The 22272-nt window shown below is 63.8% G+C and carries 22 protein-coding genes; 9 read left to right on the forward strand and 13 right to left on the reverse strand.

Translation table 11 applies throughout. The annotated features are described in order from the left end of the window. Positions 1-23 precede the first annotated feature (23 nt). Both ubiA and AC05QJ_RS01425 read right to left on the reverse strand, forming a co-directional pair. Entirely contained in the window at positions 24-914 is an 891-nt protein-coding gene (ubiA, locus tag AC05QJ_RS01420) for a 4-hydroxybenzoate octaprenyltransferase (protein ID WP_476745230.1), read from the reverse strand. Next, the gene (locus tag AC05QJ_RS01425) at positions 914-1441 is read right to left on the reverse strand and encodes a chorismate lyase (protein WP_476745231.1); all 528 of its coding nucleotides are present in this window, start codon (positions 1439-1441) and stop codon (positions 914-916) included. The genes ubiA and AC05QJ_RS01425 overlap by 1 nt, the downstream gene beginning before the upstream one ends. Before the next feature lie 188 nt (positions 1442-1629). Between AC05QJ_RS01425 and AC05QJ_RS01430 the strand changes: the two genes are divergently transcribed. From AC05QJ_RS01430 to AC05QJ_RS01445, 4 genes are all read left to right on the forward strand, one after another. Next, complete coding sequence (locus tag AC05QJ_RS01430) at positions 1630-1797, forward strand: rubredoxin (RefSeq protein WP_476745232.1); 168 nt, start codon at positions 1630-1632, stop codon at positions 1795-1797. Between the two features lie 34 nt (positions 1798-1831). Beyond that, positions 1832-2980 carry an NAD(P)/FAD-dependent oxidoreductase gene (locus AC05QJ_RS01435; RefSeq protein ID WP_476745233.1) on the forward strand — a complete coding sequence of 383 codons (1149 nt, stop codon included), beginning with the start codon at positions 1832-1834 and terminating at the stop codon, positions 2978-2980. Between the two features lie 190 nt (positions 2981-3170). Further along, entirely contained in the window at positions 3171-3449 is a 279-nt protein-coding gene (locus tag AC05QJ_RS01440) for an HU family DNA-binding protein (protein ID WP_476745234.1), read from the forward strand. Between the two features lie 117 nt (positions 3450-3566). Beyond that, entirely contained in the window at positions 3567-3941 is a 375-nt protein-coding gene (locus AC05QJ_RS01445; RefSeq protein WP_476745235.1) for a helicase, read from the forward strand. A gap of 35 nt (positions 3942-3976) precedes the next feature. On the opposite strand, the gene AC05QJ_RS01450 is transcribed toward AC05QJ_RS01445, so the two are convergent. The 6 genes from AC05QJ_RS01450 to exbB all read right to left on the reverse strand — a co-directional run bounded on the left by AC05QJ_RS01450 (position 3977) and on the right by exbB (position 10856). Continuing rightward, positions 3977-5377, reverse strand: a complete 1401-nt coding sequence (locus tag AC05QJ_RS01450; RefSeq protein WP_476745236.1) for an HDOD domain-containing protein — start codon at positions 5375-5377, stop codon at positions 3977-3979. Between the two features lie 79 nt (positions 5378-5456). Further along, positions 5457-7535 (reverse strand): ATP-dependent DNA helicase RecG, encoded by a 2079-nt coding sequence (gene recG, locus AC05QJ_RS01455; RefSeq protein ID WP_476745237.1) that lies wholly within the window; start codon positions 7533-7535, stop codon positions 5457-5459. Between the two features lie 9 nt (positions 7536-7544). Next, positions 7545-8465 (reverse strand): LysR substrate-binding domain-containing protein, encoded by a 921-nt coding sequence (locus AC05QJ_RS01460; protein ID WP_476745238.1) that lies wholly within the window; start codon positions 8463-8465, stop codon positions 7545-7547. A gap of 181 nt (positions 8466-8646) precedes the next feature. Next, positions 8647-9381 (reverse strand): energy transducer TonB, encoded by a 735-nt coding sequence (locus tag AC05QJ_RS01465; protein ID WP_476745239.1) that lies wholly within the window; start codon positions 9379-9381, stop codon positions 8647-8649. Beyond that, a complete protein-coding gene (gene exbD, locus AC05QJ_RS01470) occupies positions 9378-9806 on the reverse strand; it encodes a TonB system transport protein ExbD (RefSeq protein ID WP_476745240.1) in 429 nt (142 codons plus the stop codon). The genes AC05QJ_RS01465 and exbD overlap by 4 nt, the downstream gene beginning before the upstream one ends. 3 nt (positions 9807-9809) lie before the next feature. Next, positions 9810-10856: a tonB-system energizer ExbB gene (gene exbB / locus AC05QJ_RS01475; protein WP_476745241.1), complete on the reverse strand. Its 1047-nt coding sequence runs from the start codon at positions 10854-10856 to the stop codon at positions 9810-9812. 195 nt (positions 10857-11051) lie between these two features. Between exbB and AC05QJ_RS01480 the strand changes: the two genes are divergently transcribed. Beyond that, a complete protein-coding gene (locus AC05QJ_RS01480; protein WP_476745242.1) occupies positions 11052-11906 on the forward strand; it encodes an SDR family oxidoreductase in 855 nt (284 codons plus the stop codon). A gap of 12 nt (positions 11907-11918) precedes the next feature. On the opposite strand, the gene AC05QJ_RS01485 is transcribed toward AC05QJ_RS01480, so the two are convergent. The 5 genes from AC05QJ_RS01485 to AC05QJ_RS01505 all read right to left on the reverse strand — a co-directional run bounded on the left by AC05QJ_RS01485 (position 11919) and on the right by AC05QJ_RS01505 (position 16594). Further along, a complete protein-coding gene (locus AC05QJ_RS01485) occupies positions 11919-12656 on the reverse strand; it encodes a hypothetical protein (RefSeq protein ID WP_476745243.1) in 738 nt (245 codons plus the stop codon). A gap of 57 nt (positions 12657-12713) precedes the next feature. Then, positions 12714-13094 (reverse strand): RidA family protein, encoded by a 381-nt coding sequence (locus AC05QJ_RS01490; protein WP_009394407.1) that lies wholly within the window; start codon positions 13092-13094, stop codon positions 12714-12716. Positions 13095-13117: 23 nt separating this feature from the next. Then, the gene (spoT, locus tag AC05QJ_RS01495; RefSeq protein ID WP_476745244.1) at positions 13118-15226 is read right to left on the reverse strand and encodes a bifunctional GTP diphosphokinase/guanosine-3',5'-bis pyrophosphate 3'-pyrophosphohydrolase; all 2109 of its coding nucleotides are present in this window, start codon (positions 15224-15226) and stop codon (positions 13118-13120) included. A 63-nt stretch (positions 15227-15289) separates the two neighbouring features. Then, positions 15290-15553: a DNA-directed RNA polymerase subunit omega gene (gene rpoZ / locus AC05QJ_RS01500; protein ID WP_476745245.1), complete on the reverse strand. Its 264-nt coding sequence runs from the start codon at positions 15551-15553 to the stop codon at positions 15290-15292. Between the two features lie 168 nt (positions 15554-15721). Further along, entirely contained in the window at positions 15722-16594 is an 873-nt protein-coding gene (locus tag AC05QJ_RS01505) for a LysR family transcriptional regulator (RefSeq protein ID WP_476745246.1), read from the reverse strand. Positions 16595-16834: 240 nt separating this feature from the next. Between AC05QJ_RS01505 and AC05QJ_RS01510 the strand changes: the two genes are divergently transcribed. The 4 genes from AC05QJ_RS01510 (at position 16835) to AC05QJ_RS01525 (ending at position 22249) form a co-directional block, all read left to right on the forward strand. Continuing rightward, a complete protein-coding gene (locus AC05QJ_RS01510) occupies positions 16835-18217 on the forward strand; it encodes a glutamine synthetase family protein (protein ID WP_476745247.1) in 1383 nt (460 codons plus the stop codon). An 18-nt stretch (positions 18218-18235) separates the two neighbouring features. Then, complete coding sequence (locus AC05QJ_RS01515; RefSeq protein WP_476745248.1) at positions 18236-19729, forward strand: aldehyde dehydrogenase; 1494 nt, start codon at positions 18236-18238, stop codon at positions 19727-19729. Positions 19730-19828: 99 nt separating this feature from the next. After that, positions 19829-20602 carry a gamma-glutamyl-gamma-aminobutyrate hydrolase family protein gene (locus tag AC05QJ_RS01520; RefSeq protein WP_476745249.1) on the forward strand — a complete coding sequence of 258 codons (774 nt, stop codon included), beginning with the start codon at positions 19829-19831 and terminating at the stop codon, positions 20600-20602. A gap of 102 nt (positions 20603-20704) precedes the next feature. Beyond that, on the forward strand, positions 20705-22249 hold the full coding sequence (locus tag AC05QJ_RS01525; protein WP_476745250.1) for an APC family permease: 1545 nt from the start codon (positions 20705-20707) through the stop codon (positions 22247-22249). The last annotated feature ends 23 nt before the right edge of the window (positions 22250-22272 follow it).

Below are 22272 nucleotides of genomic sequence, written 5' to 3' on the forward strand. Positions count from 1 at the left end.
ACCGGACTGCCGCCTGATGCGGATCAGCGGGTCGCGTAGTCGATCACGATGCTGACGAAAATGATGAACCCCGCCCAGTGGTTGTGCAGGAATGCCTTGAAGCAGGCTTCCCGCGCCAGGCTGCGGGTCGACCAGTACTCCCAGGCGAAGCACAGCGCCGCCCCCAGCAGGCCGAGGTGGAACCAGCCGCCCAGGTCGAACTGGTTGCCTGCCAGCAGCAGGCACAGCAGCGAAGCCCCTTGCAGCGACACGATGATGGTGCGGTCCGCCTCGCCGAACAGGATGGCGGTGGACTTCACCCCGATCTTGAGGTCGTCGTCGCGGTCGACCATCGCGTAATAGGTGTCATACCCCACGGTCCACAGCAGGTTGGCGATATACAGCAGCCAGGCGATGGCCGGCAGCTCGCCATTGGCCGCAGTGAACGCCATCGGAATGCCCCACGAATATGCCGCCCCCAGCACCACCTGCGGGTAGTAGGTGTAGCGCTTCATGAAGGGATAGCAGGCCGCCAGCGCTACCGCACCGAACGACAGGTACACGGTTTTGGCATTGGTGCACAAAACCAGCAGGAAACTCACGCCCACCAGCAAGGCGAACAGCGCCAGGGCCTCGCGGCTGCTGATCCGGCCGGCGGCCAGCGGGCGTTCGGCGGTGCGCTTGACGTGGCCGTCCACCTTGCGGTCAGCGAAATCGTTGATGCAGCAGCCGGCGGCGCGCATCAGCACCACGCCGAACAGGAAGATCAGCACATTGGCCAGGCTCGGCGAGCCGTTGCCGGCGATCCATACCGCCGACAGGGTCGGCCAGAGCAGCAGATAGATGCCGATCGGCTTGTCCATGCGGCTCAGCTGGAGGAAGTCCCAGGCCCGGGGATGCAGACGATTGAGCGACTTGAGCAGGTTCAGGTACATCAGTGAGCCTCCTGGAAGGCTTCGGTGGCGTGCCACAGGGCGGGCAGAAAGACTTCGGCCACCAGCAGGCCCAGTGCGCCGCGGTCGAAACGCGAGCGACGGCCCCACAGCCCGCTGGCGGCCTGCTCGGTCGGCAGCCACTGCGCCGGGTAATGACAGACCTCGAGGGCCTGGCGGTTGAAACCGCGGTCACAGAACAGCAGCTCGCCCAGCGAGCGACTGCCCAGCGCTTCCAGATCCAGGCCATCGGCGCGCAGAGCGTCGCGTCCGGCGACGCTGCGGGCGAATACCCAGGGTTCGCCGTGGCCGCGCAGGTACACCTCGCGCACCCAGCCTTCGCTGCCTTCAGGCAGGCCGAGGGCCTGGCATTCGTCCAGGCGCAAGGGCTGCCAGCCTTCGAAAAGGGGCGTGACGGTAAAGTGATCAGCGCTAAGCCGGGTCAGGCGGCGGGTGAGGGAGCCTTGGTCGAACAACCAGTCGAGGACCCGCGCGGGCGTTTTCGCGGCAAGTTGCGGCGAATGCTGCATCCATTGGGCAGCGGGAAATTGCGACGATTCGTATGGCACGGTAGGTAAAGGGTTACAGGCCAGAGAGGCGCCGAGCTTAGCATGTTTGCCCTCGGCAACTTGCATCCCGAGGCCTGCGTCAGTACAAAGCCCTGCTGACGATCGACGCATAACGATCGCGCCTGGCCTGGAATGTGAGGAGAACGACGATGAAGAAGTGGCAATGTGTGGTCTGCGGCCTGATCTATGACGAGGCCGAGGGCTGGCCGGATGACGGCATCGCGCCTGGGACGCGCTGGGAAGATGTGCCCGAGGACTGGCTGTGCCCGGATTGCGGCGTAGGCAAATCCGATTTCGAGATGATCGCCATCGGCTGATCTGTTTTTTCATCCCATCAAGGACAAGCAAGGCATGACCGATCCCGTAGTGATAATCGGCACCGGACTGGCGGGTTACAACCTGGCGCGCGAATTTCGCAAGCTCGACGGCGAGACTCCGTTGCTGCTGATCAGTGCCGATGACGGCCGCTCCTATTCCAAGCCGATGTTGTCTACCGGTTTTGCCAAGAACAAGGATGCCGATGGCCTGAGCATGGCCGAACCAGGGGCCATGGCCGAGCAACTGAAGGCCGAAATCCGCACCCATACCCGTATCAGCGGTATCGATCCCGGCCACAAGCGCCTGTGGATCGGCGAAGAACAGGTGCGCTACCGTGACCTGGTGCTGGCCTGGGGCGCTGAAACCGTGCGGGTTCCGCTACAGGGCGACGCCGCCGATCGGGTATTCCCCATCAACGATCTCGAGGATTACGCGCGTTTTCGTGCGGCTGCCGCCGGCAAGCGTCGGGTGCTGATCCTCGGCGCCGGCCTGATCGGTTGCGAATTTGCCAACGACATGAGCCTGGGCGGCTTCGAGGTGGACGTGGTAGCACCGTGCGAGCAGGTCATGCCGACGCTGTTGCATCCTGCGGCCGCCGCGGCAGTCAAGGCGGGCCTCGAAGGCCTCGGCGTGCGTTTCCACCTCGGGCCGGTGCTGAACCGTCTGCAGCGGGTGGGCGATGCACTGGAGGCGCACCTGTCGGATGGCACGGTGATCGGTTGTGACCTGGTGGTATCGGCGGTCGGACTCAAGCCGCGCACTGATCTTGCCGCCGCCGCAGGGCTGCAGGTCAATCGCGGGGTGGTGGTTGACCGTCATCTGCGCACCTCTCACGCCAACATCTACGCTGTGGGCGACTGTGCCGAAGTGGATGGGCTGAACCTGCTGTATGTCATGCCGCTGATGGGTGGGGCCCGTGCCTTGGCACAGACGCTGTCGGGTAATCCGACCGCAGTCGCCTACGGGCCGATGCCCATCACCGTGAAGACGCCGGCGTGCCCGTTGGTGGTGTCGCCTGCGCCGCTTGGCCGCGAGGGCGTCTGGACGGTCGAGGGGCAGGGCGGCGATCTGAAAGTGCTTTGCCACGATCAACAAGGGCAACTGCTCGGCTATGCGCTCACCGGCATAGCGGTAATGGAAAAACTGGCGCTCAATCGCCAGCTTCCGCCACTGATGGCCTAAATGGCGGGCGTTCTGTCGGATTTATCCCCCCATTGTTCGCACAATGTCCGTATGGATACTGGCGCGCCCTCCGAGGCCGTGCCATCCTCACTTCCGTCTGCCGCAGGCTAGAGCCTGCGGTGCCTTGGGCGCTGCCTGTGAAAGGCAGCACGGCATAACAACAAAAAATTCCGTCAAAAGGGGCTTCACCATGCGTAAACCCGAACTCGCCGCAGTGATCGCCGAGAAGGCTGACCTGACCAAAGACAAGGCCAACGAGGTGCTTAACGCCATCCTCGACTCCATCACCGGCGCTCTGGATAAAGATACTGTGACCCTGGTCGGCTTCGGGACCTTCGAGAAACGTCACCGGGGGGCTCGTCAGGGCAAGAACCCGCAGACCGGTGAGCCTGTGAAGATCAAGGCCAGCAACACCGTTGCATTCAAGCCAGGCAAAAACCTCAGGGACAGTGTCAATCCGTCGAAGTGACGTCGCTGAAACGCAGTCGGAACGGGCATCCCAAGGGATGCCCGTTTTGTTTTGTGGCTTTCGTTCACTAAAAGGATAAACTGCGCGCGCCAGTCACATTTTCGCCGAGGCGCATCAATGAAGTTTCGCTTTCTCCTTTGGGCCATGGGTCTGCTGATGGCCCGGGCCAGTCGCAACAATCCGGCTTTCCAGCAGCAATTGAAGGACAAGGATCTGGTATTCCAGCTGCAGACCCTCGACGGCAAGGCCGCGCGGCATTTTGTCGTCAAGAACGAGCGTATCAGCAGCAGTGGCGGCACCCATCCGGCACCGGCGTTCGCCATCGCCTTCAAGGACGCTGCGTTCGGCTTCGAGACCCTTCAGGCGAAGAACAAGCAACTGGCGTTCATGCAGGGGATTCAGGACAAGACGATTCAGATCAAGGGCAACCCGGCCCTGGTGATCTGGTTCCAGGGTCTGATGAAGTATCTCAAGCCCAAAAAGAAAGCCTGACCCCCAGGGGCCAGGCTTTTTCGCGACAGCCGGTATCAGTGCTGGCTGAACTGCGAGGCCAGTTCGCGCAGCATGGTTTCCGCTTCCAGCACCTTGTGCACCACGTCCTCGGCTTTCTCACGGCTGATGCTCAGGCGTTCCAGCAACTCGTCGGGAATCGGTTCGTCCGGTCCCGAGCCGATGCCGCGTGCGCGCAGCAGTCGTACCGACAGGCACACCAGGTTCGGGAAGGCCGAGTAATCACCGCTGTAGGACGGGTCGTGCTGGAAACGCAGGGCGGTGGCCAGCTCTTCAGGCATGTCCCAGAAGCGCATCAGCCAGGCGCCGATCTGCTCGCGGCTGATGCCCAGCAGGTGCTGCTCGACGTAGCTGTGGCACAGGTGCGGATTGACCTCCAGATGCCGGCAGATCAGCGAGAAGTGCGGCGGGAATACATGGGCCAGCAACAGGTAGCCGAAGTTGTGCAGCAGGCCTGCCAGGTAGGTGAGGCCGGCCTCGGGGCGCTCGGCACGAGGCATGGCGCGGGTCAGCCCCTCGATCACTGCCGCCGTGTAGATCGACTGCTGCCAGTACGGCGTGGTGTGCTGCGGGTGATCCTTGGGCAGGCTCAGGGTCTTGCCCAGTGCCAGGCCCAGCGCCAGGTTGATGACCAGATCGAAGCCCAGTACGCGGACGATGGCGTCTTCCACCGAGCGGATCTTGCCGGGCGAGGCGTAGTAGGGCGACGCTGCCCAGCTGACCACCTGGGCGGCCAGTGCGGGGTCGGTTTCCACCACGCCGGTGATGTCATCGATGGTGGCATTGGGGTCGACCCGCAGCTTGATGATTTTCTGCGCCGTTTCCGCCAGGGGCGGGATCTCGATGGTGGACTCCAGGCGTTGCTGGATGCGCCGGGCCGTGAATTCGTTGACGGCGTGGATGATCTCGTCGCGGTCATCCGCCGGGCGGTCGAGGTTGGGGCGGATCTGGCTCAGCAGCTCGCCGAACTGACCGGCGCTTGCCTTGCTGAGCATCTTGCGGAAGTCATCCCGCTGGATTTCCAGCAGCAGACCCGCTTCGCCCGACTGCACCAGGATGTGCTCGGGCTTGAGCACGCTTTCCTCGTACAGGCACGGTGAGCTGGTCAGGGCCGGAATGCCGGGCAGGATCCGCAGCCCATGCTTGTCGAGCATGTGCTGCAGGCGATCCAGGGGCACGGCAACCAGCTTGCGTCCGGTCAGCTCGGTCAGGCGGTTGAGGTCCAGGAGCTGGCTCTGCGGGAACAGCACCATCAGGGCGCCGACCGAGTCGTCCAGCAGGACGGCCTGAATGCGGGTTTCGGGCGGCAACTGCGGGTGTTCGGGCACTTCGCGGTAGGCGACGCCCAGCTTCTCGAGCAGCAGCCGGATAACAGACGGAACCTGTGGGGTTGCGGGTTCGAGGGCAACTTCAATCATGGTCTGTATCCAAATTCTTTACAGTGGCAAGAGTATAACCAGCCTGGCACGCCGACTGGATCCCATTCCGCCGACCACGTCACACCTGGCCATATTGCTGGCCATGGCGCAGCCAGCGATCGAGCAGCGGGCTGACGTGGTCGGGCCAACGCGCCAGGAGAGCCTGGGCAGCGTCGCGCACGGCGGGCAGCAGGTCGGCATCGCGCATCAGGTCGGCGACCTTGAATTGCAGCAGGCCGGTCTGCCGGGTACCGAGCATTTCGCCCGGGCCGCGCAGTTCAAGGTCCTTCTCGGCGATGACGAAACCGTCATTGGTCTCGCGCATGATCCCCAGGCGCTCGCGGCCAATCTGCGATAGCGGCGGGTGGTACAGCAGCACGCAGTGGCTTACCGCACTGCCGCGCCCGACCCGGCCGCGCAACTGATGCAGTTGCGCAAGGCCCAGGCGCTCGGGGTTTTCGATGATCATGAGACTGGCGTTGGGAACGTCGACACCGACTTCGATCACCGTGGTGGCCACCAGCAATTGCAGATGACCCTGCTTGAATTCGGCCATTACCGCCGCCTTCTCGGCGGCCTTCATGCGTCCGTGGATCAGCCCCACGCGAAGTTCGCCAAGGGCACTGGAAAGCTCTTCGAAGGTGGTTTCCGCCGCCTGGCAGGTCAGCTCCTCGGACTCTTCGATCAGGGTGCAGACCCAGTAGGCCTGGCGTCCCTCGGCACACGCGGCGCGGACGCGCTCGACCACTTCGAAGCGCCGGCTGTCGGCCACCAGCACGGTGTTGACCGGCGTCCGGCCGGGCGGCAGCTCGTCGAGGATCGAGGTGTCGAGGTCGGCATAGGCGCTCATGGCCAGCGTCCGCGGGATCGGTGTCGCCGTCATGATCAGCTGGTGCGGGCAGAAACGGCCGCCAACGCCTTTCTGGCGCAGGGCCAGGCGCTGCTGGACACCGAAACGGTGCTGTTCGTCGATGATCGCCAGTGCCAGGTTGTGGAATTTCACTTCTTCCTGGAACAGCGCGTGGGTGCCGACCACCATCGGCGTGCCGCCGGCGATCTGCTCCAGCGCCGTCGTGCGCGCCTTGCCCTTGAGCTTGCCGGCCAGCCAGGCGACTTCGATGCCCAGTGGCTCGAGCCAGCGCTTGAAGGTGAGGTAATGCTGTTCGGCAAGAATCTCGGTGGGCGCCATCAGCGCCACCTGATAACCGGCTTCCAGGGCCTGTAGCGCGGCGAGGGCGGCGACCACGGTCTTGCCCGCGCCGACATCGCCCTGAACCAGGCGCATCATGGGCTCGTGCTGGCTGAGGTCGTAGGCGATTTCGTTGCCGACCCGTTGCTGGGCGCCGGTGGGCGGGAAGCCGAGGTTGGCGAGAAACTGCTGCGGCAGTCGCCTGGCCTTGGGCAACACCGGCGCCCGCAGCGTACGCATGCTTTCCCGCAGACGCTGCTGGGACAACTGGTGAGTGAGCAGTTCTTCGAACGCCAGGCGGTGCTGGGCCCAGTGCTGGCCTTCGGCGAGCTCGTCGACATCGGCATCGGCCGGGGGCTGGTGCAGATAGCGAATGGCTTCGTCCAGCGGCCCGAGGTGATAGTCGCGGGCCAATTCTTCGGGCAGCCAGTCCGGCAGGCTGCGCGGACCGAGCATGTCCAGGCTCTGCTGGCACAACTGACGCAGGCGTTGCTGGGTCAGGCCCTCGGTGGTCGGGTAGATCGGGGTGAGGGTCTGGTCCACCGGTGGTGCCGGCTCGCTGCCATTGAGGGCACGGTATTCCGGGTGGTAGATCTCCAGCCCCGAGGCGCCAGGCCTGGCCTCGCCGTAGCAGCGCAGGTGCGTGCCGCGCTTGAGGCCTTCTTTCTGGGCATTGCTGAAGTGATAGAAGCGCAGGCTCAGTACGCCGCTGCCGTCACCCATGCGCACGACGAGGCTGCGGCGTCGGCCCATGACCACATCGGCACCGCTGACCACGCCCTCGATTACCGCATCCTGGCCCGGACGCAGTGCGCCGATAGGGACCACACGGGTGCGGTCCTGGTAGCGCAGGGGCAGGTGGAACAGCACGTCCTGGAGGTTTTCCAGACCGACCTTGGCGAGCTTCTCGGCCATAGCTTCGCCGACGCCTTTCAGTGCGGTGACCGACACCTGGGACAACTCGGTCATGGCAACAACCTACTGGTCCGCAGGTGGCTTGGCCACCGAGCAGAGACGGATCGAATCGGCGAGGATCTCGATGGCCTTGGGCCGCGGGAAACTCGCCCGCCAGGCGATGGCCACGGTGCGGAACGGCGCCGGGGCGCTCAGCGGGCGTACGTCGATCACGCCGGGAGCGTAATGGTGGCTGTGCACGGCCGACAGCGGCAGGATCGACACGCCCAGGCCCGAGGCAACCATGTGACGGATGGTTTCCAGCGAACTGGATTCCACCGTGGTGTGCTTGGCGCCGTCGTTGCCCTTGGTCAGGGTCGGGCAGGCTTCCAGGACCTGATCGCGGAAACAGTGGCCTTCGCCGAGCAACAACAGGCTCTTGTCGTTGAGCAGACTGGCATCGATGGTCTCCTGCTGGGTCCAGGGATGGCCGGCAGGCATCAGCACATAGAAGGGTTCGTCGTAGAGCGGCAGGGTCAGGACGTCTGCCTCGTTGAACGGGAGGGCGATGATCACCGCGTCCAGCTCGCCGTTGCGCAGCTTGTCGCGCAGGACGTGGGTGAAGTTTTCCTCGATGTACAACGGCATCTGCGGGGCGACCCGGTGCAGTTGCGGAATCAGGTGCGGAAACAGGTAAGGACCGACGGTGTAGATGGCACCGACCTTGAGTGGCGCAGTCAGCTGGTTCTTGCCGGCCTGGGCCAGTTCGCGGATCCCCTGGGCCTGTTCGAGGACTTTCTGCGCCTGGGCGACGATGCTTTCACCGACGGGTGTCAGGCGCACCGCGCTCTTGCTGCGCTCGAAAATCAGCACGCCGAGTTCGTCCTCGAGCTTTTTCACGCCCACCGACAGGGTCGGCTGGCTGACATGGCAGCGCTCGGCCGCGTGGCCGAAATGCTGTTCCTGGGCAAGAGTGACGATGTAGCGTAATTCTGTAAGGGTCATAACGTGCGTCCATGAGGTAGCGGCCCCAGCATAGCGGCTGCAACCGATAGACGCACGTTATCAGAGTTGCATGCGGGAGACGGAAACATTGATCCAGGCTGCGGATTCAGGCCTGGCAAAATGCAAACAGGCCTGGAAGGCCTGCGACTCACGCCGCAGTCCTCTCAAGCCTGTTTCAAACCTAGCGCTTGTCCAGCGTATAGGAGAACGGCGCGTTCACTTCGATCGTGCCGTTATTGAGCAACTCCTTCGGCGGTACCGGCAGCGGTTGCGCCTTGCGGATCATCTCGAGGGTCGCACGGTCCAGCGAGGCGCTGCCCGAGCGGCCGACCAGATTGTACGAGAGCACCCGACCTTCGCCGTCCACCACAAAGTTCAGCCGGTTGATACCGGTCTGTCCGCGACGACGGGCATCTTCCGGATAACGCTTGTACTTGGCCAGGTGACGCAGCAGGTCGCTTTGCCAGGTGGGCAGAGCGTTGCTGTTGCTGGCGATGCTCGGTTGCGGTGCGGCCGATTTCTGCGCCGGAGCATTGCTCGGCGGTGTATCGACCACCTCCTGATCGACCGGCTTCTCTTTCGGTTCTTCCTTCTGCTCAGGCTTGGGCGGCTGTGGCTTGGCTTTGGGCTTGGCAGGCTTTGGAATCGCGATTTTCGGCTTCGGCGCTTCGACCAGCTTCGGCAACGGCGGCTCTTCCACCGGCGCGGGCGGCTGCGGCGGCGTCACCACCTTGGGCGGTGGCGGCGGCGCCGGCTCCGGCATCGGGGCCATCTCGATTATCATGGCCTGGGGCGGCAGTTCGATGGCCTGTGGGGTCGACCAGTTCAGGGTCAACACGATGGCAATGGCATGCACGGCCAGTACGAGGAACAGGCTACCGCCGTAACGCCCCAGCTTGTACCGGGTCTCGATCATTTCTTGGCTGCCGTCTCAAGTCCGACCAGACCGACCTTGAGGTAGCCGGCGGCACGCAGAACGTTCATGACTTCCATCAGATCCCCGTAATCCACGCCCTTGTCGGCCTGGAAGAAGATCGTGGTTTCCTTGTCACCCTTGGTCTTGGCGTCGAGCATCGCACCCAACTGGTCCTGCTGCTGCACCAGGTCTTCACCCAGGTACAGCTTCTGGTCGGCCTTGACGCTGAGGAACACCGGCTTTTCCGGTCTCGGCGCGGGTTTCGCGGTCGACGCGGGGAGGTCGACCTTGATGTCGACCGTGGCCAGCGGCGCTGCCACCATGAAGATGATCAGCAGAACCAGCATGACGTCGATGAACGGCGTCACGTTGATTTCGTGGTTTTCGGCGAGGTCGTCGCCACCCTCGTTAAGATGCAGGCCCATGGCTTACCCCACTTTCACCATGTGCGGCTGAGCGGAGCGCTCGCCTGGCTGATGGTCCAGGTCACGGCTGACCAGCAGCAGGACCTGGGCCGAAGCGTCCGAGACCTGAGCCTTGTAGCCGGCGATGGAGCGGGCGAAGACGTTGTAGATGACCACGGCCGGAATCGCTGCGACCAGGCCCAGTGCGGTGGCCAGCAGGGCCTCGGCGATACCCGGGGCAACCACGGCGAGGTTGGTGGTCTGGGTTTTGGCGATGCCGATGAAGCTGTTCATGATGCCCCATACGGTACCGAACAGACCGACGAACGGTGCAGTGGAACCGATGGTCGCCAGCACGCCGGTGCCGCTGCTCATGTTGCGACCGCTGGCGGCGACCAGGCGCTCCAGGCGGAAGCTGACGCGTTCCTTGATGCCTTCTTTCTCGCGGGCGTTGGCCGACAGGTGCATTTCTTCCAGCGCGTCATGGACCAGGATGTGCGACAGGGTGCCGGGGGTGTTGGTGTTGTCGCTGGCGTCCTTGAGGCTGGTGGCCTTCTTCAGGACGGCGATTTCACGGCGCAGGCGACGTTTGGCGCCCAGCAGCTCGAAGCCTTTGGCGATCCAGATGGTCCAGGTGATGATCGAGGCGATGGCCAGGCCGATCATCACGGCTTTCACCACCACGTCGGCGTTCTGGTACATGCCCCACGGCGACAGGTCATGGCCCATGCCCAGGGTGGTGTCTTCTTCCAGCGCTTTTTGCGCTTCGAGGTCGGCACCCAGCTTCTCCAGATTGTCCATTGCCTCCTTCAGTTCCGGATTGTTCTTCAGCGCTTCATCCAGTTGCGCCTGCTGCTCAGGCGTCAGGGCGGCGGCAGGGGCTGCGGCGGGCGCGCTGCCTTCGGCGGCAGGTGCGGCCGGGGCAGCAGCGGCAGCAGCGGGTGCTGCGGCGGCATTGGCGGGTTCTTCAGCCATTGCGACGGGCGCCAGCATCAGGCTGAGCATCAGCGCTGCGATGGCGCGCAGGGAGCGCGACGTGGTTGGCGAAGCGGAAGGTTGGATGCGTGTCATGCTGGCCGGACCTGATGAAGAGAAGGAGTGAATGGTCTTCAAGGCCTCGAAACAGGCCGAGAACGAAAAAAGGGCGGCCATTATTGCAAGTAATTCTTGTTAGCAGAAATAATAAAGTAGCTTTTTTTGCAATGATGGCTAGCCGCCTATCGAATATGGCGGAATAGTTCGGTCTTTGGTTATGGGAGTTTCGGCATGTCTTTACCTTCGGTTCTGATCGTCGGCTGTGGTGATGTGGGGGGGCGCCTCGCCAGGCAATTGCTGGGTGCCGGCTGGTCGGTCAGCGGGCTGCGCCGAAACATCAGTGCGCTGCCAGAGGGTGTCACGGGCATCGCCGGCGATCTGGAAACCGGCCTGTGCCCGGCAGACTGGCCGGTGGAGGCTCCGGATTACCTGGTCTACAGCGTGGCTGCCAGCCAGCATGACGAGGCCGGCTACCGCTCGGCCTATGTCGAGGGGCTGCGCAATGTGCTGGCCTGGCTGAGCGACCGTGGGCAGCGGCCCCGGCGCATTCTCTTCGTCTCCAGCAGCAGCGTGTTCGCCCAGCAGAACGGCGAGTGGATCGATGAAACCTCGGAGACTGCGCCGAAGGAATACTCCGGGCGTGTGATGCTGGAAGCGGAGCGTCTGGCGCTCGACAGCGGTTTGCCCGCCAGCATCGTGCGCCTGACCGGCATCTACGGCCCGGGGCGTGAATGGTTGTTGAGCCAGGTGCGCCAGGGCTATCGAGTCGCCGAGGAGCCGCCGCTGTACGGCAACCGCATTCACGCCGAGGATGCCGCCGGCCTGCTCGCGTTCCTGCTCAAGGCGGATCTGGCGGGAACACCCCTGGACGACTGCTACATTGGCGTGGATGACGCGCCGGCGCCGCTGGCCGAGGTCGTGGCCTGGCTGCGCGAGTACCTGGGCGTTACCGAGTGGTCCGATCAGCAGCGTGTGCGGCGTACCGGCAGCAAGCGCTGCAGCAATGCCCGGGCCCGCGCGTTGGGATGGGCGCCGGCATTTGCCAGCTACCGCGAGGGATATTCGGCGATTCTCGAAGGGCGCTGAGGCGCCCTTCGGTCACTTCTGCTCCAGGAGCCAGCGGCGAGCACCGGGGCGCAGTTCGGGCATTTCATCGGGCTGAGCCTCGTTGACGGCCTGGAAAATCTCCAGTTGCTTGCCGTTGCGCTTGAAGATCCAGGGGTTGCCCTGCTGGTTGCGTTCCAGCCACAGGCTGTCCCACTTGCCGGTCATGCTGGCGCAGTCGCCGGCCAGGCACAGGGCGTAGCGGTCCAGGTTCGGCAGGCCGTCGAGGGCGCCATTGTCGCGAAAGCGCACCACGCCGCCCTGGCCGGGGCCTTCGAGGACTTTCCAGTTGCCTTTCAGGTAAGCGCCGTACAGCGCCTGTTCGAAGGCGGCACCGGGTGGGGCGTCAGGGTTGATGGTCTCGCTGCTGCGCTGGAAGTGCTGTTCCGGGGCCCAATCGCTGGTGGCCTGCACCAGTTCCTTGCCGTCCAGTTCGAGGTTTTCCACCTGGTCGCCTTCCAGTTCCACTTGCCAGCGGTCTTCATCGACGGCTTTCAGGCGACCTTCCACCAGTTCGAAGCCATTGCTGTAGCTGGCCTGGCCGGCGGGAATATTGATTTTCCATTCGAAATTCGGGCCGTGACGCTCAAGGGCGTAGCGCAGGCCGGTGCCTTTGGAGGCAGCATCGATAGCGGCCTGGTTGATCCAGACGCCGTTGAAATCTTCGGGTTTGTGGCTGGCGCAGCCGCCAAGCAGTGCGGCAAGCAGCGAAAGGGCAAGCGCGTGGCGCATGACGGGGTCCTTCAGGAAGACAAGAGCGGCGAGCCCGGCAGGGCTCGCCGCAAGGTATTACTCGAGTACCAGGATGGCGTCCATCTCGACTTGCGAACCGCGTGGCAGCGCGGCGACGCCGATGGCCGCGCGCGCCGGGTAAGGCTGTTCGAAATAGCGGCCCATGACTTCGTTGACCTTGGCGAAGTGGCTCAGGTCGGTCAGGAAGATGTTCAGCTTGACGATGTCCTTGAAGGAGCCGCCAGCCGCTTCAGCCACGGCTTTCAGGTTTTCGAAGACCTGAACGGTCTGGGCTTCGAAGCCTTCGACCAGTTCCATGGTTTTCGGATCGAGAGGGATCTGGCCCGACATGTAGACGGTGTTGCCGGCCTTGATCGCCTGGGAATAGGTGCCGATGGCGGCAGGGGCCTTGTCGCTGTTGATGACGGTCTTGGTCATGGTGACTCCTTGCAAGGGAAGGGCTACGCGCGCATGCGGGTGATTCGGATGACGCCCGTCAGCGCACGCAGTTTCTTGATCACACGGGCCAGGTGCACGCGGTCGTGTACGCTGACCACCAACTGGACGACGCTGATGCGACCATCGCGCTCATCCATGCTGATCTTCTCGATGTTGCCGTCGGCGGCGTTGACACTGCTGGCCAGCAGCGCGATCAGGCCGCGCTGGTGTTCCAGCTCGACGCGCAGTTCGACGTTGAACTCGCCGGTCACGTCCTTGGCCCAGGACAACTGGATGCACTTTTCCGGGTTGTGGCGGATTTCGCTGATATTGCGGCAGCTTTCCAGGTGCACCACCATGCCTTTTCCGGCCGAAAGATGGCCGACGATGGGGTCGCCGGGAATCGGCGTGCAGCATTTGGCGTAGCTCAGGACCAGGCCTTCGGTGCCGCGGATCGCCAGCGGGCCTTCCGGGCTCGGCAATTGTTCGCCTTCGGTGGAGAGCAGGCGGCGGGCCACAACGTAGGCCATGCGGTTGCCCAGGCCGATGTCTTCGAGCAGGTCCTCGATCAGTTCCAGGCGGTACTCGGCGAGCATGGCCTGGATGCGCTCCGGCGGAATCTTGTCCAGGGCGCTGTCGAAACCGTTGAGTACCTTATTCAGCAGGCGTTCGCCCAGGCTGATGGATTCGGAGCGGCGTTGCAGCTTCAGGGCGTGGCGGATGTGGGTCCGGGCTTTGCCGGTTACCACGAAGTTCAGCCACGCCGGGTTCGGTCGGGCGCCCGGCGCGCTGACGATTTCCACCGTCGAGCCGCTTTGCAGCGGCTCGGACAGCGGCGCCAGACGACGGTTGATACGGCACGCGATGCAGCTGTTGCCGACATCGGTGTGCACGGCGTAGGCGAAGTCCACGGCAGTGGAGCCTTTTGGCAGCTCCATGATCCGGCCCTTGGGCGTGAACACGTAGACCTCGTCCGGGAACAGGTCGATCTTCACGCTTTCGATGAATTCGAGGGAGTTGCCCGCCCGTTGCTGCATTTCCAGCACGCCCTTGACCCACTGCCGTGCACGGGCGTGAGTGCCCTTGGGTTGCTCGTCGTCACTGGACTTGTACAGCCAGTGGGCGGCGATGCCGTTGTTGGCCATCTCTTCCATCTCGCGGGTGCGGATCTGGATTTCGATGGGCACACCGTGCATGCCGAACAGCGTGGTGTGCAGCGACTGATAGCCGTTGGCCTTGGGAATCGCGATGTAGTCCTTGAAGCGGCCGGGCAGCGGCTTGTACAGATTGTGCACGGCGCCGAGCACGCGGTAGCAGGTGTCTACCTTGTCGACGATGATGCGGAAGGCGTAGACATCCATGATTTCGTTGAAGGCCCGGCGTTTGCCGCGCATCTTCTTGTAGATGCCATAGATGTGTTTCTGCCGGCCGCTGACCTCGCCTTCGATGCCATCCACCGCCAGGGCGTGGCTCAGCGACTCTTCGATCTTGTTGACGATTTCCTTGCGGTTGCCGCGGGCGCGCTTGACCGCCTGGTAGATACGCGCGGAGCGCATCGGGTACATCGCCTTGAAGCCCAGGTCTTCGAACTCGATGCGCACGCTGTGCATGCCGAGACGGTTGGCGATGGGGGCGTAGATTTCCAGGGTTTCCTTGGCAATGCGTCGGCGTTTTTCGCCGGACAGCACTTCCAGGGTGCGCATGTTGTGCAGCCGGTCGGCCAGCTTGACCAGGATCACGCGGATATCCCGGGCCATGGCCATGGCCATTTTCTGGAAGTTTTCCGCCTGGGCTTCGGCCTTGGTCTCGAAGTTCATCTGGGTCAGCTTGCTGACGCCATCGACCAGTTCGGCGACGGTTTCGCCGAATTGTGAACTCAGGGCTTCCTTGGCGATGCCGGTGTCTTCGATGACATCGTGCAGCATGGCGGCCATCAGGCTCTGATGGTCCATGTGCATGTCGGCGAGGATGCTGGCGACCGCCAGCGGATGCGTGACATACGCCTCGCCACTGCGGCGGCGCTGGCCGTCGTGGGCCTGCTCGGCGTAGAAATAGGCTCGGCGGACCAGGTTGACCTGATCCGGGCCGAGGTAGGTCGACAGACGATCGGCGAGGGCGTCTATGCTCGGCAAGATACGACCTCCTGCCGAAGAAGATGAGGGCCCCGCGCCGTACAACGTCGACCAGGCATGGACTTAGACGGCCTCGTTGGCCTCGTCCTCGAACGCAGTGAAGACAGGGTCTTCAGTGACGATCTCTTCGGCGGCGATGAACTCGGCGGTCACGAAACCTTCGGCGATTTCGCGCAGCGCGACGACGGTAGGCTTGTCGTTTTCCCAGCCCACTTTCGGCTCCTTGCCGCCGGTTGCCAATTGACGGGCACGCTTGGTGGACAGCATGACCAGCTCAAAGCGGTTATCGACGTGTTCCAGGCAGTCTTCAACGGTTACGCGGGCCATGGTGTTCCTCAAGTAGCAAATGCGGTGTACTGCCCGAATGTGGGCGAGCGGACTCGACAGTTTAAAAAATCACCAGCGGTTAGGGAAGCGCTGATTTCGGCTGCGAGCCCTGAATACGCTGACAATACCGACTTGTAAGCGTCTATTTCAATAGTCTTCGTCTATTGGTCAGATCAAGGCATTGCGCAAGCGTGGGGTCAACTCGTCGAACAGGGTCTGTACCGAGCGCAGCGCGCGGCAATCCGGGCGGGTCAGCAGCCACAATTGCGTGTCGCAACCGGGCAGCGCGTCGCTCAGTTGCTCGACGCCCGGCAAGGTGTGCGCCATGTAGTCCGGCAGTGCCGCCACGCCAAGGCCGGCGGCCACCAGCTGGGCGATGGACGAGATACCGCTGCAGCGGTAACGGGGCGTCACGCCAGGCAGTTTCTCGGTGCGCCAGACCACGGTGGGGTGGTCTTGCATGGAGTCGTCCGGGGAGATCCACGGCAGGCTGGCCGGCACCTGGTCGAGGCGCGCGCGAAATTCCTCGCGGCCACAGACCACATAGGACGCCGATCCCAGGCAGCGTCCGACCAGATGCTCGGGCGGCGAGTTGGTCAGACGCAGGGCCATGTCTGCGTCACGGCGGCTGAGGTTGGCGAAGGTGTTGGAGGTCGCCAGCTCCAGGGTCAGCGCCGGATAGGCCGGCATGAAGTCGGCCAGCGCTGGCAGCAGCAGGCTGTGCAGCACGGCGTCGGTGCAGGTCAGGCGCACGGTGCCGCTGACCACCTGCTCGCCATGGGCCAGTGCCACCCGCGCCGCATCCAGCGCCTGTTCGGCCCGCTCGGCCTGCTCGGCGAGGGCCTGGGCCGTGCCGGTGGGGATGTAACCTTTGCGGCTTTTTACGAACAACGCCGTCCCCAGCGCCGCCTCCATCCGTCGGATCGAGCGGAATACCGTGGAAACGTCGACCTTGAGCAGTTCCGCCGCCTTGGCCAGGGAGCGCCCACGGACCAGGGCAAGAACCAGGGAGAGGTCGGCATGACTGATCTGATATTGCATCGGTGCACTCTTCGCTTGCCAAAACGCCAATGTCTGTTGCGTGGGGGCCATTCTATAGTGCGACGGTGGCCGTCAAGCAAGGCATGATGCGCCAGAACCTGGGACGCCCGTCCGATCGTGTCGCGCCCAGCCGTTCCCCCGATGGACTTCCCGAGAACAAAAGCCAGCCATCGCCGCCCCGAATTTCCCCGTTACCCCCTACATCGCTGCCCCAATAAAAAATCCAAAGGATGCCTAGCCATGACGTCGGTCTCTCCGTGCGCCATCCCTGTTGACGAAATGGGCGAGTTTCTCAAGGCCCACCCCGAGGTGCAGTTCGTCGATCTGCTGATCGCCGACATGAACGGCGTGGTGCGCGGCAAGCGTGTCGAGCGGGCGAGCCTGGTCAAGGTCTATGAAAAGGGCATCAACCTGCCCGCGTCGCTGTTCGCCCTCGATATCAACGGCTCGACCGTCGAGAGCACCGGGCTGGGCCTGGACATCGGCGACGCCGACCGTATCTGTTACCCGATTCCCGGCACCCTGAGCTTCGAGCCCTGGCAGAAGCGCCCGACCGCGCAACTGCTGATGACCATGCATGAGCTGGATGGCACGCCGTTCTTCGCCGACCCCCGTGAAGTGCTGCGCGGCGTGGTGGAGAAGTTCGACGCCCTGGGTCTGACCATCTGCGCGGCGTTCGAGCTGGAGTTCTACCTGATCGACCAGGACAACCTGAACGGTCGCCCGCAGCCGCCGCGCTCGCCAATCTCCGGCAAGCGCCCGCAATCGACCCAGGTCTACCTGATCGACGACCTCGACGAATATGTCGATTGCCTGCAAGACATGCTGGAAGCCGCCAAGGAGCAGGGCATTCCGGCCGACGCCATCGTCAAGGAAAGCGCCCCGGCGCAGTTCGAAGTCAACATGCACCACGTTGTCGACCCGATGAAGGCCTGCGACTACGCGGTATTGCTCAAGCGCCTGATCAAGAACATCGCCTACGACCATGAAATGGACTCCACCTTCATGGCCAAGCCCTATCCGGGCCAGGCGGGCAACGGGCTGCATGTGCACATCTCGTTGCTGGACAAGGCCACCGGCAAGAATATCTTCAGCAGCGACGACCCCGAACAGAGCGAGCCGCTGCGCCACGCCATCGGTGGCGTGCTGGAGACCATGCCGGCCTCGATGGCCTTCCTCTGCCCGAACATCAACTCCTACCGCCGCTTCGGCGCGCAGTTCTACGTGCCGAACGCGCCGAGCTGGGGCCTGGACAACCGCACCGTGGCGGTTCGCGTGCCCACCGGCAGCAGCGATGCCGTGCGCATCGAACACCGCGTGGCCGGTGCCGACGCCAACCCCTACCTGATGATGGCGGCGATCCTCGCCGGCATTCATCACGGGCTGACCCACAAGATCGAGCCGGGAGCGCCCATCGAAGGCAACTCCTACGAGCAACTGGAGCAGAGCCTGCCGAACAACCTGCGTGATGCCTTGCGCGAGCTGGACGACAGCGAAGTGCTCAACCAGTACATCAGCCCTGACTACATCGATATTTTCGTCGCCTGCAAGGAAAGCGAACTGGCGGAGTTCGAGGTGTCGATTTCCGACCTCGAATACAACTGGTACCTGCATACCGTGTAATGCCCGGAGCACAGAACAATGACAATGCCGTCTCGCGAACAATGGGAAGCCCATTACCAACAACTGCGCATCGAAGGCCGCGCGTTCATCGACGGTGAATATCGCGAAAGCGCCAGCGGCGACACCTTCGACTGCCTCAGCCCGGTGGATGGTCGCGCCCTGGCCGCCATCGCCAGTTGCGATGCTGCCGACGCCGAGCTGGCCGTGGCCGCCGCGCGCCGCAGCTTCGACAGCGGCATCTGGGCGCACCAGGCACCGGCCCAGCGCAAGCGCGTGCTGATCGCCTTCGCCGACCTGCTGCTGGCCAATGCCCGGGAGCTGGCGCTGTTGGAAACCCTGGACATGGGCAAGCCGATCGCCGACTCGCTGAGCATCGACATTCCAGCGGCGGCCAACGCCATCCGCTGGAGCGCCGAAGCCATCGACAAGCTCTACGACGAGGTGGCGCCGACCCCGCACGACCAGCTCGGCCTGGTCACCCGCGAGCCCATCGGCGTGGTCGCGGCCATCGTGCCGTGGAACTTCCCGCTGATGATGGCCTGCTGGAAGCTCGGCCCGGCCCTGGCGACCGGCAACTCAGTGATCCTCAAACCGTCGGAAAAGTCGCCGCTGACTGCGATCCGTATTGCCCAACTGGCGGTGGATGCCGGCATTCCGGCTGGCGTGCTCAACGTGCTGCCAGGCTACGGCCACACCGTGGGCAAGGCCCTGGCCCTGCACATGGACGTGGATACCCTGGTGTTCACCGGTTCGACCCGCATTGCCAAGCAACTGATGGTCTATGCCGGTGAATCGAACATGAAGCGTGTCTGGCTGGAGGCCGGCGGCAAGAGCCCGAACATCGTCTTTGCCGACGCGCCGGACCTGCAGGCTGCCGCTGAAGCTGCCGCCAGTGCGATCGCTTTCAACCAGGGCGAAGTCTGCATTGCCGGCTCGCGCCTGCTTGTGGAGCGCTCGATCAAGGCGCGCTTCCTGCCGATGGTGGTCGACGCGCTGAAAGCCTGGAAGCCCGGCCATGCGCTCGACCCGGAAACCCGCGTCGGCGCGCTGGTGGACGGCACCCAACTGGACACCGTGCTCGGCTATGTCGAAGCCGGCAAGGCCGAGGGTGCGACGCTGGTCACTGGCGGGCGCCGCGTGCTGGAAGAGACCTGTGGCGTATACCTGGAGCCGGCGATCTTCGACGGCGTGAGCAACGCCATGCGTATCGCCCGCGAGGAAATCTTCGGCCCGGTGTTGTCGGTGATTACCTTTGACAGCGCCGAGGAAGCCATCGCCATCGCCAACGACTCGCCGTTCGGCCTGGCGGCGGCGGTGTGGACTGCCGATATCTCCAAAGCCCACCGCAGCGCCCGCGCCCTGCGTGCCGGCAGCGTGTGGGTCAACCAGTACGACGGCGGCGACATGACCGCACCGTTCGGTGGTTTCAAGCAGTCGGGCAACGGTCGCGACAAATCGCTGCATGCCTTCGACAAGTACACCGAGCTCAAGGCGACCTGGATCAAGCTCTGAACAGGTGGCGGTGCCTTGCTGTGGGAACTGGCAAGCCAGTTCCCACGAGGGCTGTGTCAACTCAATGCGCCATTTGTTGTTCCATGCGAGGCTGGATCGATGAAGCAAGCCGGAACCCCTTTGATCGGCGTCACCGCGTGCCGCCAGATGTTGGGCAACACCCCGTCCCACACCGTGGGTGACAAGTACGTCGAGGCCGCCGGTTTTGCCGGCATTCCGCTGATCCTGCCAGCGCGCAACGAAGCGCTGGCGCCGGAGCAGTTGCTGGAAAAGCTCGGCGGCATTCTTTTCACCGGCTCGCCTTCAAATGTCGAGCCGCATCATTACAATGGCGCCCCCAGCGCGGAAGGTACCCGTCACGACGTGTTTCGTGACCGGCTTACCCTGCCGCTGTTGCAGGCGGCCATTGCCGCCGGCGTCCCGGTGTTCTGCATCTGCCGTGGTTTCCAGGAGCTCAACGTGGCCCTGGGCGGCACCTTGCACCAACGGGTTCAGGAACTGCCCGGTTACCTGGACCACCGCGAACCCCACGACGCCCCGCTGGAAGAGCAGTACAGCCCGCGCCACCTGGTCAATGTCGAGCCCGATGGGCAATTCGAGCGACTGGGTTTACCGCAGAGCTTCATGGTCAACTCGCTCCACAGCCAGGGCATCGACCGCCTGGCCGAGGGTTTGCGCGTCGAGGCGACCGCCCCGGACGGACTGATCGAAGCCGTTTCCATGGAGGATGCACCCGGCTTCGTGCTCGGGGTGCAGTGGCATCCGGAATGGCGTATCGCCGAGAACCCGGTTTCGTTGCGTCTGTTTCAGGCGTTCCGTGCAGCCTGTAACGCCTATGCGCGTGGCGAAAGCCAGCGTCTGGCAATCCTGTAAGCCCTGCGAAGGCAATATCGCCGGGCCTTACCGGCAGTTTCATTGAGTGCGGGCATCCCCGGATGCCCTGAAAAACAATACCAATAGCGGCGGCAACAACTCATGAGCGAATTCCAAGCAAGCCTGTCCCCGAGTACGGCGGGGACGGCTCGCACGCAATCTGGCGGAGCATCCAAGGGGTTGGCCAAGGGCCGCCTCGGGCTGCTCGCCAGCATCGTGCTCGGCATTTCCACCATCGCCCCGGTGTACACCCTCACCGGCGCCCTGGGTCCAACGGTCCGCGAGGTCGGCGAACACTTGCCGGCGGTGTTCATCGTCGGCTTCCTGCCGATGCTGCTGGTAGCCCTGGGCTACCGCGAGCTGAATGCGGCCGAACCCGACAGCGGTACCTCCTTCACCTGGTCGGCCCGCGCCTTCGGCCCGATGATCGGCTGGATCGGCGGTTGGGGCCTGGTCACGGCCACCACCATCGTGCTGTCCAACCTCGCTGGCGTGGCGGTGGATTTCTTCTATCTCTTCCTCGGGCAACTCACCGGCAGCCACGAGGTGGCTGCGCTGAGCGACAACCTGCTGGTCAACGTCACCACCTGTTGCGTGTTCATCGCCATGGCGGTGTGGATCTGCTGTCGCGGCATCGGTACGACGATGACGGTGCAGTACGGCCTGGTGGCGCTGCAACTGGTGGTGCTGGTGGGCTTCGCCATGGCGGCATTCGGTGGCAGTGCCGAGCATGTGCCGATGAATTTCGAGATGGACTGGTTCAACCCGTTCGGTGTCGAATCGTTCTCGGCCTTCGCTGCCGGCCTGTCGTTGTCGATCTTCATCTTCTGGGGCTGGGACGTGTGCCTGACCATGAGCGAAGAATCGGTGGGCAGCGATGAAGTTCCGGGCCGCGCCGCTACCCTGACGGTGCTGCTGATTCTGGGCCTGTACCTGATGACCGCGATCGCCACTCTGCAATTTGCCGGTATCAGCGAGGAAGGCCTGGGGCTGGGTAACCCGCGCATCCAGGAAAACGTCTTTGCCCACCTGGCCGGCCCGGTCATGGGGCCGCTGGCGATCCTGATGTCCATCGCCGTGCTCGCCAGTACCGCCGCGTCGCTGCAGTCGACCTTCGTGTCGCCGGCCCGCACCCTGCTGGCGATGGGTTACTACGGCGCCGTGCCGGAGCGTTTCGCGCGCATCTGCCCGCGTTCGCAAACCCCACGCTACGCCACCATCTGCGCCGGTGTCGCCGCCGGTGTGTTCTACGTGACCATGCGCACCCTCAGCGAGAACGTGCTGGCCGACACCATCACCGCCCTGGGAATGATGATCTGCTTCTACTACTCGCTGACGGCGTTCGCCTGTGTCTGGTACTTCCGCCACAGCCTGTTCGACAGCCTGCGGCACTTCCTGATGCGCGGCCTGTGCCCGTTGCTGGGCGGCGGGATTCTTTCGGTGATCTTTGTTCAGACCGCGATCGACAGCGCCTCGCCGGAATTCGGCAGTGGCTCGCACGTGGGCGGGTTGGGGCTAGTGTTCGTGATCGCGATGATCATTCTGCTGCTGGGCATCGTGCTGATGCTGATTTCACGCCTGCGGGCGCCGGCGTTCTTCCTGGGCATGACGCTGCGTCGTCACGCCACTGTGCCCAGCCGCCGCTGAAGCGGCCGGGCACAGTGCGGCGA

The organism is Pseudomonas sp. TUM25319 (genome assembly GCF_056388475.1).

Excerpts from the sequence above, each read along its gene's own strand:
- ubiA (WP_476745230.1), bottom strand. The coding sequence starts at position 914 with ATGTACCTGAACCTGCTCAAGTCGCTCAATCGTCTGCATCCCCGGGCC.
- AC05QJ_RS01425 (WP_476745231.1), bottom strand. The coding sequence starts at position 1,441 with ATGCAGCATTCGCCGCAACTTGCCGCGAAAACGCCCGCGCGGGTCCTC.
- AC05QJ_RS01430 (WP_476745232.1), top strand. The coding sequence starts at position 1,630 with ATGAAGAAGTGGCAATGTGTGGTCTGCGGCCTGATCTATGACGAGGCC.
- AC05QJ_RS01435 (WP_476745233.1), top strand. The coding sequence starts at position 1,832 with ATGACCGATCCCGTAGTGATAATCGGCACCGGACTGGCGGGTTACAAC.
- AC05QJ_RS01440 (WP_476745234.1), top strand. The coding sequence starts at position 3,171 with ATGCGTAAACCCGAACTCGCCGCAGTGATCGCCGAGAAGGCTGACCTG.
- AC05QJ_RS01445 (WP_476745235.1), top strand. The coding sequence starts at position 3,567 with ATGAAGTTTCGCTTTCTCCTTTGGGCCATGGGTCTGCTGATGGCCCGG.
- AC05QJ_RS01450 (WP_476745236.1), bottom strand. The coding sequence starts at position 5,377 with ATGATTGAAGTTGCCCTCGAACCCGCAACCCCACAGGTTCCGTCTGTT.
- recG (WP_476745237.1), bottom strand. The coding sequence starts at position 7,535 with ATGACCGAGTTGTCCCAGGTGTCGGTCACCGCACTGAAAGGCGTCGGC.
- AC05QJ_RS01460 (WP_476745238.1), bottom strand. The coding sequence starts at position 8,465 with ATGACCCTTACAGAATTACGCTACATCGTCACTCTTGCCCAGGAACAG.
- AC05QJ_RS01465 (WP_476745239.1), bottom strand. The coding sequence starts at position 9,381 with ATGATCGAGACCCGGTACAAGCTGGGGCGTTACGGCGGTAGCCTGTTC.
- exbD (WP_476745240.1), bottom strand. The coding sequence starts at position 9,806 with ATGGGCCTGCATCTTAACGAGGGTGGCGACGACCTCGCCGAAAACCAC.
- exbB (WP_476745241.1), bottom strand. The coding sequence starts at position 10,856 with ATGACACGCATCCAACCTTCCGCTTCGCCAACCACGTCGCGCTCCCTG.
- AC05QJ_RS01480 (WP_476745242.1), top strand. The coding sequence starts at position 11,052 with ATGTCTTTACCTTCGGTTCTGATCGTCGGCTGTGGTGATGTGGGGGGG.
- AC05QJ_RS01485 (WP_476745243.1), bottom strand. The coding sequence starts at position 12,656 with ATGCGCCACGCGCTTGCCCTTTCGCTGCTTGCCGCACTGCTTGGCGGC.
- AC05QJ_RS01490 (WP_009394407.1), bottom strand. The coding sequence starts at position 13,094 with ATGACCAAGACCGTCATCAACAGCGACAAGGCCCCTGCCGCCATCGGC.
- rpoZ (WP_476745245.1), bottom strand. The coding sequence starts at position 15,553 with ATGGCCCGCGTAACCGTTGAAGACTGCCTGGAACACGTCGATAACCGC.
- AC05QJ_RS01505 (WP_476745246.1), bottom strand. The coding sequence starts at position 16,594 with ATGCAATATCAGATCAGTCATGCCGACCTCTCCCTGGTTCTTGCCCTG.
- AC05QJ_RS01510 (WP_476745247.1), top strand. The coding sequence starts at position 16,835 with ATGACGTCGGTCTCTCCGTGCGCCATCCCTGTTGACGAAATGGGCGAG.
- AC05QJ_RS01515 (WP_476745248.1), top strand. The coding sequence starts at position 18,236 with ATGACAATGCCGTCTCGCGAACAATGGGAAGCCCATTACCAACAACTG.
- AC05QJ_RS01520 (WP_476745249.1), top strand. The coding sequence starts at position 19,829 with ATGAAGCAAGCCGGAACCCCTTTGATCGGCGTCACCGCGTGCCGCCAG.
- AC05QJ_RS01525 (WP_476745250.1), top strand. The coding sequence starts at position 20,705 with ATGAGCGAATTCCAAGCAAGCCTGTCCCCGAGTACGGCGGGGACGGCT.